The 15,479-nt window shown below is 66.1% G+C and carries 6 protein-coding genes and 1 tRNA gene (1 of these 7 running past the window's edge); 3 read left to right on the forward strand and 4 right to left on the reverse strand.

All coding sequences use genetic code 11. The features are described 5' to 3' along the window. A protein-coding gene (locus ACCQ13_RS11475; protein WP_506185047.1) for an amino acid adenylation domain-containing protein crosses the window boundary here: on the forward strand, positions 1-10,609 show its 3' end. 10,739 nt of this gene lie to the left of the window's left edge; 10,609 of the gene's 21,348 nt are visible here — the last part of the coding sequence; its start codon lies off the left edge, out of view; it ends in the stop codon at positions 10,607-10,609. Positions 10,610-10,834: 225 nt separating this feature from the next. Here ACCQ13_RS11475 and ACCQ13_RS11480 read toward each other — a convergent pair whose 3' ends face one another. Both ACCQ13_RS11480 and ACCQ13_RS11485 read right to left on the reverse strand, forming a co-directional pair. Further along, positions 10,835-11,659, reverse strand: coding sequence for a 4'-phosphopantetheinyl transferase family protein (locus ACCQ13_RS11480; RefSeq protein WP_223214456.1), 825 nt, complete (start codon positions 11,657-11,659; stop codon positions 10,835-10,837). Positions 11,660-11,758: 99 nt separating this feature from the next. Beyond that, positions 11,759-11,842, reverse strand: a tRNA-Leu gene (locus tag ACCQ13_RS11485). 142 nt (positions 11,843-11,984) lie between these two features. Here ACCQ13_RS11485 and ACCQ13_RS11490 point away from each other — a divergent pair. Continuing rightward, positions 11,985-13,277, forward strand: coding sequence for a nucleotide sugar dehydrogenase (locus tag ACCQ13_RS11490; protein ID WP_159407211.1), 1,293 nt, complete (start codon positions 11,985-11,987; stop codon positions 13,275-13,277). Here ACCQ13_RS11490 and ACCQ13_RS11495 read toward each other — a convergent pair. Together ACCQ13_RS11495 and ACCQ13_RS11500 are read right to left on the reverse strand one after the other, a co-directional pair. Beyond that, entirely contained in the window at positions 13,234-14,523 is a 1,290-nt protein-coding gene (locus ACCQ13_RS11495) for a TIGR03862 family flavoprotein (protein WP_104604872.1), read from the reverse strand. The two genes, ACCQ13_RS11490 and ACCQ13_RS11495, sit on opposite strands and share 44 nt — an antisense overlap. Before the next feature lie 11 nt (positions 14,524-14,534). Then, on the reverse strand, positions 14,535-14,966 hold the full coding sequence (locus ACCQ13_RS11500) for an FKBP-type peptidyl-prolyl cis-trans isomerase (RefSeq protein WP_167526907.1): 432 nt from the start codon (positions 14,964-14,966) through the stop codon (positions 14,535-14,537). Between the two features lie 59 nt (positions 14,967-15,025). Here ACCQ13_RS11500 and ACCQ13_RS11505 point away from each other — a divergent pair, with 59 nt between their 5' ends. Next, entirely contained in the window at positions 15,026-15,391 is a 366-nt protein-coding gene (locus ACCQ13_RS11505; protein ID WP_104604870.1) for a DUF6164 family protein, read from the forward strand. Positions 15,392-15,479: the final 88 nt, after the last annotated feature.

Below are 15,479 nucleotides of genomic sequence, written 5' to 3' on the forward strand. Positions count from 1 at the left end.
CCAGGCCGGGATCAGCGTGGCCAGCCTGCATCACCTGGCCTATGCACAGGTGCTGAGCGCGCTGTCCGGGCGCGAGGACGTCGTGTTCGGGACGGTGTTGTTGGGACGCCTGCAGGGCGGGGCGGGGGCAGACCGGGTGCTGGGCATGTTCATCAACACCTTGCCGCTGCGGGCGAATCTGCAGGGCCTGAGCGTGCGCGCGGCGGTGGCGCAGATGCATGCCAGTGTGAGCGAGCTGCTGGTACACGAGCACGCCTCGCTTGCAACGGCGCAGCGCTGCAGTCGTATCGCAGCACCGACGCCGTTGTTCAGCGCCTTGTTGAATTACCGCCATAGCGCAGTGAGCGAGGAGCTGGCGCGCAGCGATGCATGGCAGGGCATCGTGATGCTCTCTGCCGAAGAGCGCACCAATTATCCGCTGAGCTTGAGCGTGGATGATCTTGGCCAGAGGTTCCAGCTGAAGGCGCAGGCGGTACCGACGGTGGGCGCAGAGCGCCTGTGCACCTATATGCAGGTGGCGCTGACGCAGCTGGTGGAGGCATTGGACGCATCGGACGAGCGTGCGATGCACACGCTTTGCGTGCTGCCCGCGGCCGAGCGCCAGCAATTGCTGGGCTTCAACGCCGCACAGCAGCCCACCACGCCGCCACTCACCATCGCGGCGATGGTCGAGCAACAGGCGGCCAGGACCCCCGATGCGGTGGCCGTGCAGTACGAGGGGCAGCCGCTGCGGTATGCCGCGCTCAACGCCCAGGCCAACGCGCTGGCGCAGCAGTTGATCGCGCTGGGGGTGGTGCCCGATACGCGCGTGGCCATCTGCGTCCAGCGCGGTCCGGCGCTGCTGGTGGGGATGCTGGCCATTCTCAAGGCCGGTGCGGCATATGTGCCGCTGGACCCGGGCTATCCGGCGCAACGGCTGCGTTATCTGTTGCACGACAGCGCACCGCATGCGCTGCTGGTAGAAGCAGACACGCGCCAGGCGCTCGGTGCGCAGCTGTTGCGCGAGCTGGCGGTGCCGGTGATCGATCTGGGTAGCCGTGCGCCAGTGGATGACACGCTCCCCAATCCAGTGGTGGCCGCACTGACGCCAGCCCATCTGGCGTATGTGATCTACACCTCCGGCTCCACCGGCGAGCCGAAGGGCGTGATGGTCGAGCATCGGCAGCTGGCGCAGCTGGTCGCCTGGCACTGCCGCACCTTCGGCGTCCAGGCTGGCTCGCGCACCTCCAGCGTGGCCGGGCTGAGCTTCGATGCGGCGGCGTGGGAGATCTGGCCGACGCTGTGTGCGGGCGGCTGCCTGCTGATGCCGCCGGCCGCTGTGGCCGGCGATGTGGAGGCGCTGTTGGCATGGTGGCAGGCCCAGGAGCTGGAGGTGAGTTTCCTGCCCACGCCACTGGCCGAGCAGGCGTTTGCCGCGCAGCAGATGCCCTTGCGGTTGAGGCATTTGTTGGTCGGCGGCGATCGCTTGCGTCAGGTGCCGGCGGGGCTGCCGTTTGCGGTCCACAACAACTACGGTCCGACCGAGACCACGGTGGTGGCCACCTGTGGCGAAGTGGAACCGCAGGTGCTGCACCCCTCGATCGGGGTGCCACTGCCGCATCTGCGCGCTTACGTGCTGGACACCCAGCGGCGGTTGGCGCCATGGGGGGTAGTGGGCGAGCTGTATCTTGGCGGTGCCGGGGTGGCGCGAGGCTACCTGGGGCGTGAGGCGTTGACGGCCGAGCGTTTTGTTGCCGATGCGTTCTGGCCAGGCGAGCGGATGTATCGCACCGGGGATCTGGTGCGCTGGCTGGGCGATGGTCGCCTGGACTATGTGGGCCGCAACGATGAGCAAGTCAAGATCCGTGGGTTCCGGATCGAGCTGGGCGAGATCCAGGCGCACCTGCAGGCTCATCCGCAGGTGCGCGAGGCGGTGGTGCTGGCACGCGAAGACGCGCTGGGCGAGGCGCCGGGCAATCGGCGTCTGGTGGCCTATGTCATCGCGCAGGATCCGCAATCGCCGCCATCGGCGGAGACCCTGCGGACGCATCTGTTGTCTGCATTGGCCGATTACATGGTGCCAAGCGCCTTCGTGCTGCTGGAGCAGTGGCCGCTGACGCTCAACGGCAAGCTGGATCGCAAGGCCTTGCCGGCACCGGATGGAGCGGCCTATGCAGCGCAGGCGTACGAGGCACCGCAAGGGGAGGTGGAGCAGACCCTGGCCGGGATCTGGCAGTCGGTGTTGGGCGTGGAGCAGGTGGGCCGGCACGACAACTTCTTCCAGCTGGGCGGCCACTCGCTGCTGGCGGTGACGGTGATCGAGCGCATGCGTCGGCAAGGGCTCAGTGCCGATGTGCGGGTGCTGTTCGGGCAACCGACGCTGGCGGCGCTGGCCGCCTCGGTGGGCGCCGACCGCACCGTGGCAGTGCCGGCCAACCTGATTGCGCCGCAGTGCCCACGCATCACCCCGGAGTTGCTGCCCCTGGTGGCGCTGTCGCAGGAGGCGATCGACCACATCGTGGCCAGCGTGCCCGGTGGCACGGCCAACGTGCAGGACATCTATCCGCTGGCGCCGCTGCAGGAGGGGGTGTTCTATCACCATCTGGCGGCCCGGCAGGGCGATCCCTATCTGCAGTCGCTGCAATTGTCCTTCGATGGCCGCGAGCGGCTGGACCAGTTTGCGCAGGCCTTGCAGCAGGTGATCGACCGCCACGACATCTTGCGCACCAGCGTGGTGTGGGAAGGCCTGGATGCCCCGGTGCAGGTGGTGTGGCGGCGGGCGCCGCTGCTGCTTGTGCCGTTCCAGCCGCCGTTGCCCGATGCCGATGCCGTCCAGCAGTTGCAGGCAAGCGTGGATCCGTCGCGGTATCGGCTGGATCTGTCGATCGCCCCACTGCTGCAATTGCACTACGTCCACGACACGGTGCGCGACTGCTGGGTGGCGATGCTGCTGGTCCATCACCTGGTCGACGATGCCGCCACGATGCATGTGCTGCATGCCGAGCTGCAGGCCTGCCTGTCGGGCCAGGGCGATCGGCTGGCGCCATCGGTGCCGTATCGCAACTACGTGGCGCAGGCTCGCCTGGATGGACGTCAGGCCGAGCGGGAGACGTTCTTCCGCCAATTGCTGGGAGATGTCCAGGCCCCGACCTTGCCGTACGGCCTGCACGACATCCATGGTGATGGCCAGCCTGCCGCGCACGCGGTGCAGGCACTGGACGTGGAGCTGTGCGCACGGTTGCGCCGCTGCGCGACGCAGTTGGGGGTAACGCCCTCCAGCCTGTATCACCTGGCCTGGGCGCAGGTGCTGGGGCAGGTGTCGGCAAGCGAGGATGTGGTGTTCGGGACGGTGCTGCTGGGACGCCTGCAGGCCGGGCTGGGTGCTGAGCATGCGATCGGGATGTTCATCAACACCTTGCCCTTGCGGGTGCGCTTGAGCGCGCAGACAGTGCGCCAGGCGGTCCATGCGGTGCATGCGCAGCTCAGCGCCTTGCTGGTACACGAGCATGCCGCCTTGAGCGAGGCGCAACGGTGCAGCGGCGTGGCACCGCCGCTGCCACTGTTCACGGCACTGCTCAACTACCGCTCCCGGCAGCAGGGGGCCGGGGCCGCAGAGCCCTCGGCGCCATGGCCTGGCATCCAGCTGCACTCGACGCTGCGCAGCAACCATTATCCGGTGGTGATGGATGTGGAGGAACTGGACGCAGGCGTGCAGCTGACAGGACATCTGCCTGCCGGATACGACCCTGTGCGCCTGTGCAGCTACATGCAGGCGGCGCTGACGCAGCTGGTGGAGGCATTGGACGCGTCAGACGAGCGTGCGCTGCACACGCTTTGCGTGCTGCCCGAGGCCGAGCGCCAGCAATTGCTGGGCTTCAACGCCGCACAGCAGCCCACCACGCCGCCACTCACCATCGCGGCGATGGTCGAGCAACAGGCGGCCAGGACCCCCGATGCGGTGGCCGTGCAGTACGAGGGGCAGCCGCTGCGGTATGCCGCGCTCAACGCCCAGGCCAACGCGCTGGCGCAGCAGTTGATCGCGCTGGGGGTGGTGCCCGATACGCGCGTGGCCATCTGCGTCCAGCGCGGTCCGGCGCTGCTGGTGGGGTTGTTGGCCATTCTCAAGGCCGGTGCGGCATATGTGCCGCTGGACCCGGGCTATCCGGCGCAACGGCTGCGTTATCTGTTGCACGACAGCGCACCGCATGCGCTGCTGGTAGAAGCAGACACGCGCCAGGCGCTCGGTGCGCAGCTGTTGCGCGAGCTGGCGGTGCCGGTGATCGATCTGGGTAGCCGTGCGCCAGTGGATGACACGCTCCCCAATCCAGTGGTGGCCGCACTGACGCCAGCCCATCTGGCGTATGTGATCTACACCTCCGGCTCCACCGGCGAGCCGAAGGGCGTGATGGTCGAGCATCGGCAGCTGGCGCAGCTGGTCGCCTGGCACTGCCGCACCTTCGGCGTCCAGGCTGGCTCGCGCACCTCCAGCGTGGCCGGGCTGAGCTTCGATGCGGCGGCGTGGGAGATCTGGCCGACGCTGTGTGCGGGCGGCTGCCTGCTGATGCCGCCGGCCGCTGTGGCCGGCGATGTGGAGGCGCTGTTGGCATGGTGGCAGGCCCAGGAGCTGGAGGTGAGTTTCCTGCCCACGCCACTGGCCGAGCAGGCGTTTGCCGCGCAGCAGATGCCCTTGCGGTTGAGGCATTTGTTGGTCGGCGGCGATCGCTTGCGTCAGGTGCCGGCGGGGCTGCCGTTTGCGGTCCACAACAACTACGGTCCGACCGAGACCACGGTGGTGGCCACCTGTGGCGAAGTGGAACCGCAGGTGCTGCACCCCTCGATCGGGGTGCCACTGCCGCATCTGCGCGCTTACGTGCTGGACACCCAGCGGCGGTTGGCGCCATGGGGGGTAGTGGGCGAGCTGTATCTTGGCGGTGCCGGGGTGGCACGAGGCTATCTGGGGCGTGAGGCGTTGACGGCCGAGCGTTTTGTGGCCGATGCGTTCTGGCCAGGCGAGCGGATGTATCGCACCGGGGATCTGGTGCGCTGGCTGGGCGATGGTCGCCTGGACTATGTGGGCCGCAACGATGAGCAAGTCAAGATCCGTGGGTTCCGGATCGAGCTGGGCGAGATCCAGGCGCACCTGCAGGCTCATCCGCAGGTGCGCGAGGCGGTGGTGCTGGCACGCGAAGACGCGCTGGGCGAGGCGCCGGGCAATCGGCGTCTGGTGGCCTATGTCATCGCGCAGGATCCGCAATCGCCGCCATCGGCGGAGACCCTGCGGACGCATCTGTTGTCTGCATTGGCCGATTACATGGTGCCAAGCGCCTTCGTGCTGCTGGAGCAGTGGCCGCTGACGCTCAACGGCAAGCTGGATCGCAAGGCCTTACCGGCACCGGATGGAGCGGCCTATGCGGCGCAGGCGTACGCAGCACCGCAAGGGGAGGTGGAGCAGACCCTGGCCGGGATCTGGCAGTCGGTGTTGGGCGTGGAGCAGGTGGGCCGGCACGACAACTTCTTCCAGCTGGGCGGCCACTCGCTGCTGGCGGTGACGGTGATCGAGCGCATGCGTCGGCAAGGGCTCAGTGCCGATGTGCGGGTGCTGTTCGGGCAGCCGACGCTGGCGGCGCTGGCCGCCTCGGTGGGCGCCGACCGCACCGTGGCGGTACCAGCCAACCTGATTGCACCGCAGTGCCCGCGCATCACCCCGGAGTTGCTGCCCCTGGTGGCGCTGTCGCAGGAGGCGATCGACCACATCGTGGCCAGCGTGCCCGGTGGCACGGCCAACGTGCAGGACATCTATCCGCTGGCGCCGCTGCAGGAGGGGGTGCTGTATCACCACCTGGCCGCCCAGGCAGGAGACCCCTATCTGCTGCAGTCGCAGTTCGGGTTTGCCGACCGCTCCCGGCTACAGGCATTTGTCGCCGCCCTGCAGTCTGTGATCGATCGCCACGATATCTTGCGCACCGCCGTGTTCTGGGAGGGGCTCGACCAACCGGTCCAGGTCGTCGTCCGTCATGCGCAGTTGCCGGTGGAAGAGGTGGTCCTGGATCCGGCGCACGGCGACATCGCGCAACAGTTGCGCGTGCGTTTGGATGCGCGCCATTACCGCCTGGACCTGGGCCATGCGCCGTTGCTGCGGCTGGTGGTCGCCGACGATCCGGCCAGACAGCAACTGGTAGGGACGCTGCTGTTCCATCACGCCGTGCTCGATCATATGGCGCTGGAAGTCGTCGGGCAGGAGATGCAGGCGGTGTTGGCCGGCGCTGCCCAGACGCTGCCTGCTGCCGTGCCGTACCGCAACTACGTGGCCCAGGTGTCCCTGGGGACCCCGCAGGCGGCGCACACCGCCTTCTTCACCAGGATGCTGGGCGATGTCGAGGAACCGACCTTGCCGTTGGGCGTGCAGGAGGTGCAGGGCGATGCATCCGCCATCGAGCAGGCCGTGTTGTGCCTGGATGCCGCGTTGAGCACGCGACTGCGGGCACAGGCCAGCCAGGCCGGGATCAGCGTGGCCAGCCTGCATCACCTGGCCTATGCACAGGTGCTGAGCGCGCTGTCCGGGCGCGAGGACGTCGTGTTCGGGACGGTGTTGTTGGGACGCCTGCAGGGCGGGGCGGGGGCAGACCGGGTGCTGGGCATGTTCATCAACACCTTGCCGCTGCGGGCGAATCTGCAGGGCCTGAACGTGCGCGCGGCGGTGGCGCAGATGCATGCCAGTGTGAGCGAGCTGCTGGTACACGAGCACGCCTCGCTTGCAACGGCGCAGCGCTGCAGTCGTATCGCAGCACCGAGGCCGTTGTTCAGCGCCTTGTTGAATTACCGCCATAGCGCAGTGAGCGAGGAGCTGGCGCGCAGCGATGCATGGCAGGGCATCGTGATGCTCTCTGCCGAAGAGCGCACCAATTATCCGCTGAGCTTGAGCGTGGATGATCTTGGGCAGGGGTTCCAGCTGAAGGCGCAGGCGGTACCGACGGTGGGCGCAGAGCGCCTGTGCACCTACATGCAGGTGGCGCTGACGCAGTTGGTGGAGGCGTTGGAGGCGTCAGACGAGCGTGCGCTGCAGACGCTTTGCGTACTGCCCCAGGCCGAGCGCCAACGCGTGCTGCATGAGTTCAATGCGACAGAGCGTGCGTATCCGCAGGCGCAGACCATCCATGCACTGTTCGAGCAGCAGGTGGTGCGCGATCCTGACGCCGTTGCGGTGATCGATGGCCAGCAGCACTACAGCTACGCCACGCTCAACCGTTGCGCCAATCGCCTGGCGCACCACCTGATCGCGCTGGGGGTCGGGCCGGGCGATCATGTGGCGATCGGCCTGCCGCGTACGGTCGATCTGATCCTCGCGCAACTGGCGATCATCAAGTGCGCTGCGGCCTACCTGCCGCTGGATGTGCAGGCCCCGCCGGGGCGCTTGTTGACGATGCTGCAGGACAGTGGGGCCCGCTGGGTCCTCACGCACGCCGGGCAGGCGCTGCCAGAGGGTGTCGAGCGTCTGGATCTAGAGACGCTGGACCTGGGCAGGATGGCCGATCACGATCCTGCGCTGCCGCAGGCCAGCGATGCAGTGGCCTGTCTGATGTACACCTCCGGCTCGACCGGAGTGCCCAAGGGCGTGCGCGTGCCGCATCGCGCGATCAGCCGATTGGTGTGCAACAACGGCTATGCCGAGTTCACCGCGTCCGACCGGGTGGCCTTCGCTGCCAACCCCGCCTTCGACGCCAGTACGCTGGAGGTGTGGGCACCGCTGCTCAACGGCGGGTGCGTCGTGGTTGTCGAACAGGACGTGCTGCTGGCACCGGAGCGTTTGCGGCAGCGCCTGCTGGAAGAGCAGGTGACGGTGCTGTGGCTGACGGCGGGGGTGTTCCATCAGTATGCAGCGAGCCTGTCGCCGGTCTTTGCGCAACTGCGTTACCTGATCGTCGGTGGCGATGTCCTGGATCCGGCGGTGGTGGGGCGGGTGCTTGAAGAGGGCGCGCCGCAGGTGTTTCTCAACGGCTATGGTCCGACCGAGACCACCACCTTCGCAACCACCCACCGGATCACCGCGGCACCGGCCTCGGGCATTGCCATCGGGCGTCCGATCGGCAACACGCAGGCGTACGTGCTGGATGCGTATCGCCGGCCGGTACCGATCGGGGCGGTGGGCGAGCTTTATATCGGCGGCGATGGTGTGGCGCTGGGGTATTTGAATCGTCCCGCGCTGACCGCCGAGCGCTTCGTACCCGATCCGTTCGGGGCCAACCGCAATGCGCGGCTGTACCGCACGGGCGACCTGGCGTGTTGGCAGGACGATGGCACGTTGGCATTCGTGGGGCGTGCCGACGCGCAGGTCAAGATCCGTGGATTTCGCGTCGAGCTGGGCGAGATCGAAGCGGCGTTGCGAACGCACCCAGGCATCGCTGCTGTCGCGGTGGTGCAGCGCGAGGATGTACCGGGGGCGCGGCAGCTGGTGGCCTACTACTGCACCGATGCAGCGGTGAGCGAGCACATCGATGCGGCGGTCTTGCGCGGACACCTGCAACCGCAATTGATGGACTACATGATCCCGGCCGCCTATGTCCGTATGGACGCGTTGCCGTTGACAGCCAACGGCAAGCTGGATCGCAAGGCCTTGCCGGTACCGGATGCGCAGGCCCATGCGCACCAACAGTATGAAGCGCCGCAGGGAGCGGTCGAGCAAGCGATTGCCGGGGTCTGGAGCGAGCTGCTGGGTCTGGAGACGATCGGGCGGCACGACGATTTCTTTGCCATGGGTGGGCATTCGCTGTTGCTCGTTCGTCTCAGCGCTTTGTTGGAACGAACGCAGTTGACAGCACCGTTGGGGGAGTTGCGCCAGCATTCCACACTTGCCGCAATGGCGACGGCAATTCAGCGCCATCAGGGGGAGCTACACGATGCAGGGATGCCAGGGGTGATCGCTGTGCGCACCGCTGGCACGCAGCCCCCACTGTTTCTGGTGCATGACTTTACCGGACTTGATCTTTACTTCTCGGTCATAGGGAACTACATCGCAGCCGATGTGCCAATCTACGGGCTGCTGGCGACGCCCTTGGGCGAGCACCAAGCATGCACCGTGGAGGAACTTACCAGAGGCCTGATTGCAACGGTGCGTACCATGCAGGAAAAAGGGCCGTATCGAATTGCGGGTTGGTCCTTTGGGGGCCTGGTTGCGTATGAAATGGCCATTCAACTGATTGCCTGCGATGAGCAGGTGGAATTTGTTGGCTTGATCGATACCTATCACCCCTCGCAAATTTCCATAGGGCCCGTGTTTCCGATACCAGAACACACCCAATGCCATCTGTTGCTGCAGCACTGCCTGGCCGCCGCCTCCGAGCACGACGATCCGGAGTCGTCAACGCTGTGTTTGAACGCATTGCTTGGGAAGGTGGAGCAATGGGAGGTCAAGGCGCTGCTTTCCCTGGTTCGTGTGCGTCACTGGATACCCGCAGAATGGGCCGACCATAGCGACTCCATGCTGTTGAACTATCTGGTGCGCGAGGCTGGACATCACCATGCGTACCATCACTACGTGCCGATGCAGCTCCCGACGCCCGTGCATCTGTTCACTGCCGCCGACGTGCTGCCAAGCCAGACCGCTGGCGACGCCAGGATTGGCTGGAAAAGCCTGCTACCAGCGTGGGGGCTGAAGTGCGTGGTGGTGCCTGGCAACCACATGACGCTGTTCGATCCATCGAACGGCCCGGTACTGGGGGCGGAGCTGACCAGCGCGATGCAGGCCGCCCGCCGTGCCCCTGCGCACCGCCAGCACAGGCATCATCCTTTAGTCTGCATCCATAAAGGCCTTGCCAACAGGACGCCATTGATCTGCGTGCCGGGGGCAGGCGACAACGTTGCAGGGTTTGTCGGTCTATCGTCAGCACTGGGCGCATCATGGCCGGTGTATGGAATGCAGCCACGCGGTCTTGATCGGGAGAATTTGCCCTACGGCAGTGTGGAAGTTGCGGCACAGGCGTATGTACATGCGCTGGAGGAAGCACTGCCGAGTCGTGCAGTGCACTTGCTTGGACATTCGTTCGGTGGCTGGGTGGCCTTGGAGATGGCTTGCCTACTTGGCAGGCAAGGGGTTGCCGTTGCATCGCTGACGCTGATCGACTCCGAATTGCCCGGAGGCCAGGGCATCGTCGGCAGACCCCATACGGCAACCGCTGTGCTGGAGTACTTGATTGATTTATTGCAACTCTCCAGCGGCACCGAGTTCGGTATTGCGCTGGAAGCGTTCCGAACGATGGACTACGCAGCGAAACTACACGCAATCCACGCAGGGATGGTTCGGGCAGGGCTGCTGCCACGACGCTCGACGCCCGATGCGATCAAGGGCATGGTGCAGGTGTTCGGCATGACATTGCGCACGGTATATGCCCCCGCTGCCCAATACGATGCGCCGATACGGCTGGTGCTGGCCGACGACCCAACCCAGGATGTCGAGCAGAATCGGTTGGAGCACTGCCTGAAACGCACTGGCTGGAGCGCGCTTTCCCCGCAGCTGAAGGTTTGGCACGGGCCCGGCGATCATTTCACCATCCTGCGTGCCCCGCATGTCGACCGCTTTGCAAGCTGGTGGATGCAAGCACTGGACGGAGAACTTCAGATGCTCAGCGAGGTGTAGATGCGGCTTCGATGACAATCCGACTCGGCGTGCCCGATCCAGGTACGCCGAGTCGCGGCATATGTTCCCCTCGCGTCGATCGGCCCAAGCAACCGTGCCAAACGCTCGCGGCGCGATCGGCTCGCTGATCCAGAATGCTTGCCAGGCTGTCAGCAGCCATCGCCGGCCCGCTATCGTCGTGTTCGCCTTGCCGATAGTCTTTGGGGCAGCCAAGCGCCTGGCAACTCACCAGACGCGGTAGGTCATGATGGTTTGGGGATCGACGAATCCAAAACCAATCTCGCATTGCTGGCCCACGGGCAGCTCGGGACACAAGTGTTCGCACAACTGCAGGCGAACCCATCCGTCGCGAAGGCTCAGCGCAACCACCCGCGCACTCGAAAAATCGAAATAGCGTCCAACCTTTGCAAAGCTCGCCTTGAATAGACTTTCCTTGGCAGAAAAGACCAGCGTCAGCAAGACATCCAATGCGCAGCCGGTCGACCTGCAGATCGACTGCAATAGCAAACGTTCGGAATGGTCGACAACGGTGTTCAGCAGTGCCTGATGGGTGCCGGCATCGACAATGTGCTCAAGATCGATCCCGATCCCACGCCAGGCGTCTGCGGCCGCCACCGCGGCGGCGGCCAACCGGCTGGTATGCGAAATGCTGCCGATCGACTGAGCCGGCCACACCGGTGCGCGCGAGCGACCGATGGCGATCTGGGGAATGCCATCGGCAGGAAGCCAGGCCTGCTGGCGCAGGCTCTCGCATGCGGCCAGTCGTCCGAAAAAGTATTCAGCCTGTCGCTTGCGGACGCTGCGGGCGATCGTATCGGGGCATGCGATATTGCACAGGTCAAACGCATCGGGCGAGAAGCGTTCGAGTTCGAAGGCGATCACCTGCACCGTCAGCATCCTGGCATCCGGGCAGGGCAGGGTGTATTGCCAGCGCGCATGGATGGACGGCAGGGAATCGGCCAGCGGTGCGCCGGAGGGCGCCGGCCATCTGGTCAGTAGCGGACCGCAGACCTGCATGCCGGCGTCTTCATCATGTGGCGGAGCAGCCATCGTCACACGCAACCCTCCGACTACTTCCGCCAAGCCTGCGCCGTGGGCAAACGCACCCCATGCCGGGGCCGCCCCACCCACGACTGCGCAACCGAAATGTGCCCGGGGCGGGGGTCGAACCCGCATAACCTTGCGGCTGAGGGATTTTAAGTCCCTTGCGTCTACCAATTTCGCCACCCGGGCATGGCAATAGCGTGCCTGATTACGTTGCGATTGTGAATCTCCACGCTCAGATTCGCGCCCATCGCCGGTCGCGATCCGCGTGCGCTATGCTGCCGCCGCATCCCTGCGCGGTCACCGATCGCGCACGCGCCCAAGGAACTGCATGTCCGGCAACGCCCTTTCCCAACCGCAGCAAGCCCAGATCGCCGTCATCGGGCTGGGGTATGTTGGCCTGCCGCTGGCCGTCGCCTTGGGCGAACAACGCAACACGCTGGGCTTTGACATCGATGTGCCGCGGGTTGCACAACTGCGCGCCGGCCACGATGCCACGCTGGAACTGGACGATGCCGAGCTGGCCGCTGCAACGCATCTGCGTTACACCGCGGCCGCCGCAGACCTGGCCGCGTGCAGCATTTTCATCGTCACCGTGCCGACCCCGATCGACAGTTTCGAGCAACCGGACCTGGAGCCGTTGCGCAGCGCGACCCAGCTGATTGCCAGCGCTCTCAAGCCCGGCGATCTGGTCATCTACGAATCCACGGTGTATCCGGGCACCACCGAAGAAGTCTGCGTGCCGCTGCTGGAGACCGCATCCGGGTTGCGCTTCAACCACGATTTCTTTTGTGCCTACAGCCCGGAGCGGGTCAACCCCGGCGACCGCCAGCGCCGCCTGCGTGACATCCGCAAGATCACCTCCGGCTCCACACCGCAGGCCGCCGATGCGGTCGATGCACTGTACGCGTCCATCATCACAGCGGGCACCTGGCGCGCGCCGTCGATACGCGTGGCCGAAGCGGCCAAGGTGGTGGAGAACATCCAGCGCGACGTGAACATCGCGCTGGTCAACGAGCTGGCGCTGATCTTCGACAAGCTGGGCATCGACACGCTCGACGTGCTGGAAGCGGCGGGCACCAAGTGGAATTTCCTGCCGTTTCGCCCGGGGTTGGTCGGCGGGCACTGCATCGGCGTGGACCCTTACTACCTGCTGCATAAATCCGAAAGCGTCGGCTACCACCCGGACCTCATCCACACCGCGCGCCAGGTCAATAATCGGGTCGGTCGGCACGTTGCCGAGCGGGTCTGCGGCATGCTCGCTATCGGCGGCGTTGTGCTCGCGCAGGCGCGGGTGCTGGTGCTGGGTGCCACCTTCAAGGAAAACTGCCCGGACCTGCGCAACAGCCGTGCACTGGAACTGGTGCAGTTGCTGCAGGCGGCCGGCCTGCAGGTGGATACCTGCGACCCATGGGCCGATCCTGGCGAGGCGCTGCAACATGCCGGTGTGCAGCTGTGCGACGGACCGGAGGAGGGAGCCTACGACGCGGTCGTGCTGGCGGTGGCGCATGCGCAGTACCGCGACTACGACGCTGCGCGCATCGCGGCGCTGGGTAAACCCGGCGCGGTGGTCTACGACGTCAAGTCGGTGTGGCCGCGCGTGGCCGTGAGTGATCGGCTGTAGCACCACCGCGTTGCTGCATCAGCCAGTCGACTGCGCCGAGTGCGGCGCGGCGTCCGCTGGCAAAACAGGCGGTCAGCAGATAGCCGCCGGTCGGGGCTTCCCAATCGAGCATTTCGCCCGCACAGAACACGCCGGGCCGTGCAAGCGCCATCAATTGCGCGTCCAGCCCTTCCAATTCCACGCCGCCAGCGGAGCTGATGGCCTCTGCAAGTGGGCGTGGCCGCAACAAACGCAATGGCAGGTGCTTGAGCGTGCGTGCGACCCGGGCCGGATCGTCACCGGCCTGCTTGCCGAGCAGCTCATAGACCAGTGCGGTCTTGACGCCCTCGATACCGACCTGGCGACGCAGGTGTTCGCTGAAGCTGCGCCCCTTGCGCGGCATGGCCAGCTCTGTGGCGATACGCTCTGGCGAGCGCCCGGGCAGCAGATCCAGCGCCAGATCGGCCATGCCGTGCGCATCGATCTGCGCGCGTAGCTCGGCCGCAATCGCATAGACCAGGCTGCCCTCGATGCCGGTCGCGGTGACCACGCACTCGCCCTGCAGTGCATGCTGCACGCCAGTGCTGTCGCGCCAATGCGCAACCACCGGTTTGAGCGGTGCGCCGGCGTGCCGTTGTGCGAAATAGGCACTCCATTCGACATCGAAGCCGCAATTGGCTGGCACCAGTGGGCGGACACCGATGCCTTGCCGCTGCAATGGCACCTGCCACGCCCCATCGGAGCCAAGCTGCGGCCAACTGCCGCCACCCAGCGCCAGCACCGTTGCATCGGCCTGGCAGGCGATATCGCCGGCGGGCGTGGCAAAGCGCAGTGCGCCATCATCGCTCCATCCAAGCCAGCGATGAAGCACATGAAAGCCGACGCCCTGCTCCTTGAGTCGGCGCACCCAGCCACGCAACAGGGGCGCGGCCTTGCGATCGAGCGGGAATACCCGCCCGGAGCTGCCCACATAGGTCTCCACACCCAGCTCGCGCGCCCAGGCCCGCAGCGCATCGGCATCGAAGTCCTGCAACCACCCCGCAACGGCAGATGCGCGTTCGCGGTAGCGCTGCGCAAATTGCGGCATCGGGTCGGAGTGGGTGAGGTTCAACCCACCTTTGCCAGCGATCAGGAACTTGCGCCCCACCGAGCCTTTGGCCTCGTACAGGTCCACCGCGATCCCGGCGGCGCATGCCACTTCTGCAGCGATCAGGCCTGCCGGACCGCCGCCAATCACTGCCAGTCGCGGCGCGCTCGCATCCTTCATCGATCGGCCACTCAGCGCGGCTGCACGCCGAGCAGCTCCACGTCGAACACCAGCGATGCGCCCGGCGGTATCACGCCGCCCGCGCCGTTGTCGCCGTAACCGTACTGCGGTGGAAGCAGCAAGGTGCGCTTGCCGCCCACGCGCATGCCGGCAACCCCTTCGTCCCAGCCACGGATCACCTGGCGGCCACCCAGCACAAACTGGAATGGCTCGGCGCGATCGAGCGAGCTGTCGAACTGCTTGCCGTGCTTGTCGGCGGCTTTCTCGTCGTACAGCCAGCCGGTGTAGTGCACGGTCACCTTCGCGCCCGGCGTGGCCGGTGCGCCGGTGCCGACGGTGCGGTCGATCCGCTCGAAGCTGGCAATGGTGCCACCGGAGGGCGGTAGGGCAGGCGTACAGCTGGCAAGCAGCAGCGCGGCACACAGCGTCAGCACAAGGCGCATCGGAATATCCGTGAAGGAGAACGACCATTATCGCATCTTGCTCCCGTTATCATCTGCGCATGGCCAAGCTGCTGCTCAACCTGCGCAATGTTCCCGACGACGAAGCCGACGAGGTGCGGGTTCTGTTGCGCGAGCATCTGGTGCAGGTCTACGAGACGCGCCCCAGCCCCTGGGGAATCTCCGCAGGGGGCATCTGGCTCAGCGCCGATGCCGATTACCCACGCGCCAGGGCCGTGCGGGATGCCTACCAGGCCCAACGCGGTGCGATCGCGCGTGCGCAACGCCAGGCCGCGATTGCCGCAGGCACCGCGGAAACCTTCGGGGCCTTGCTGCGCAAGCGGCCGGTGTTCGTCATCGCCACCGTGTTGGGCATGTTGATCGTGGCATCCCTGGTGTTGCTGCCCTTCGTGCTGTTGCGCGGCTGATCGCCGACGCGAACCGCCGCTCACCGTCCTGGTGCCCGAACCGAATGGATGGATTGTGATGGCTGCTCCGCGCATCTGGCTACGCGGA

The organism is Xanthomonas sp. NCPPB 1638, assembly GCF_041475635.2.
Taxonomy (GTDB): Bacteria; Pseudomonadota; Gammaproteobacteria; order Xanthomonadales; family Xanthomonadaceae; genus Xanthomonas; species Xanthomonas cucurbitae.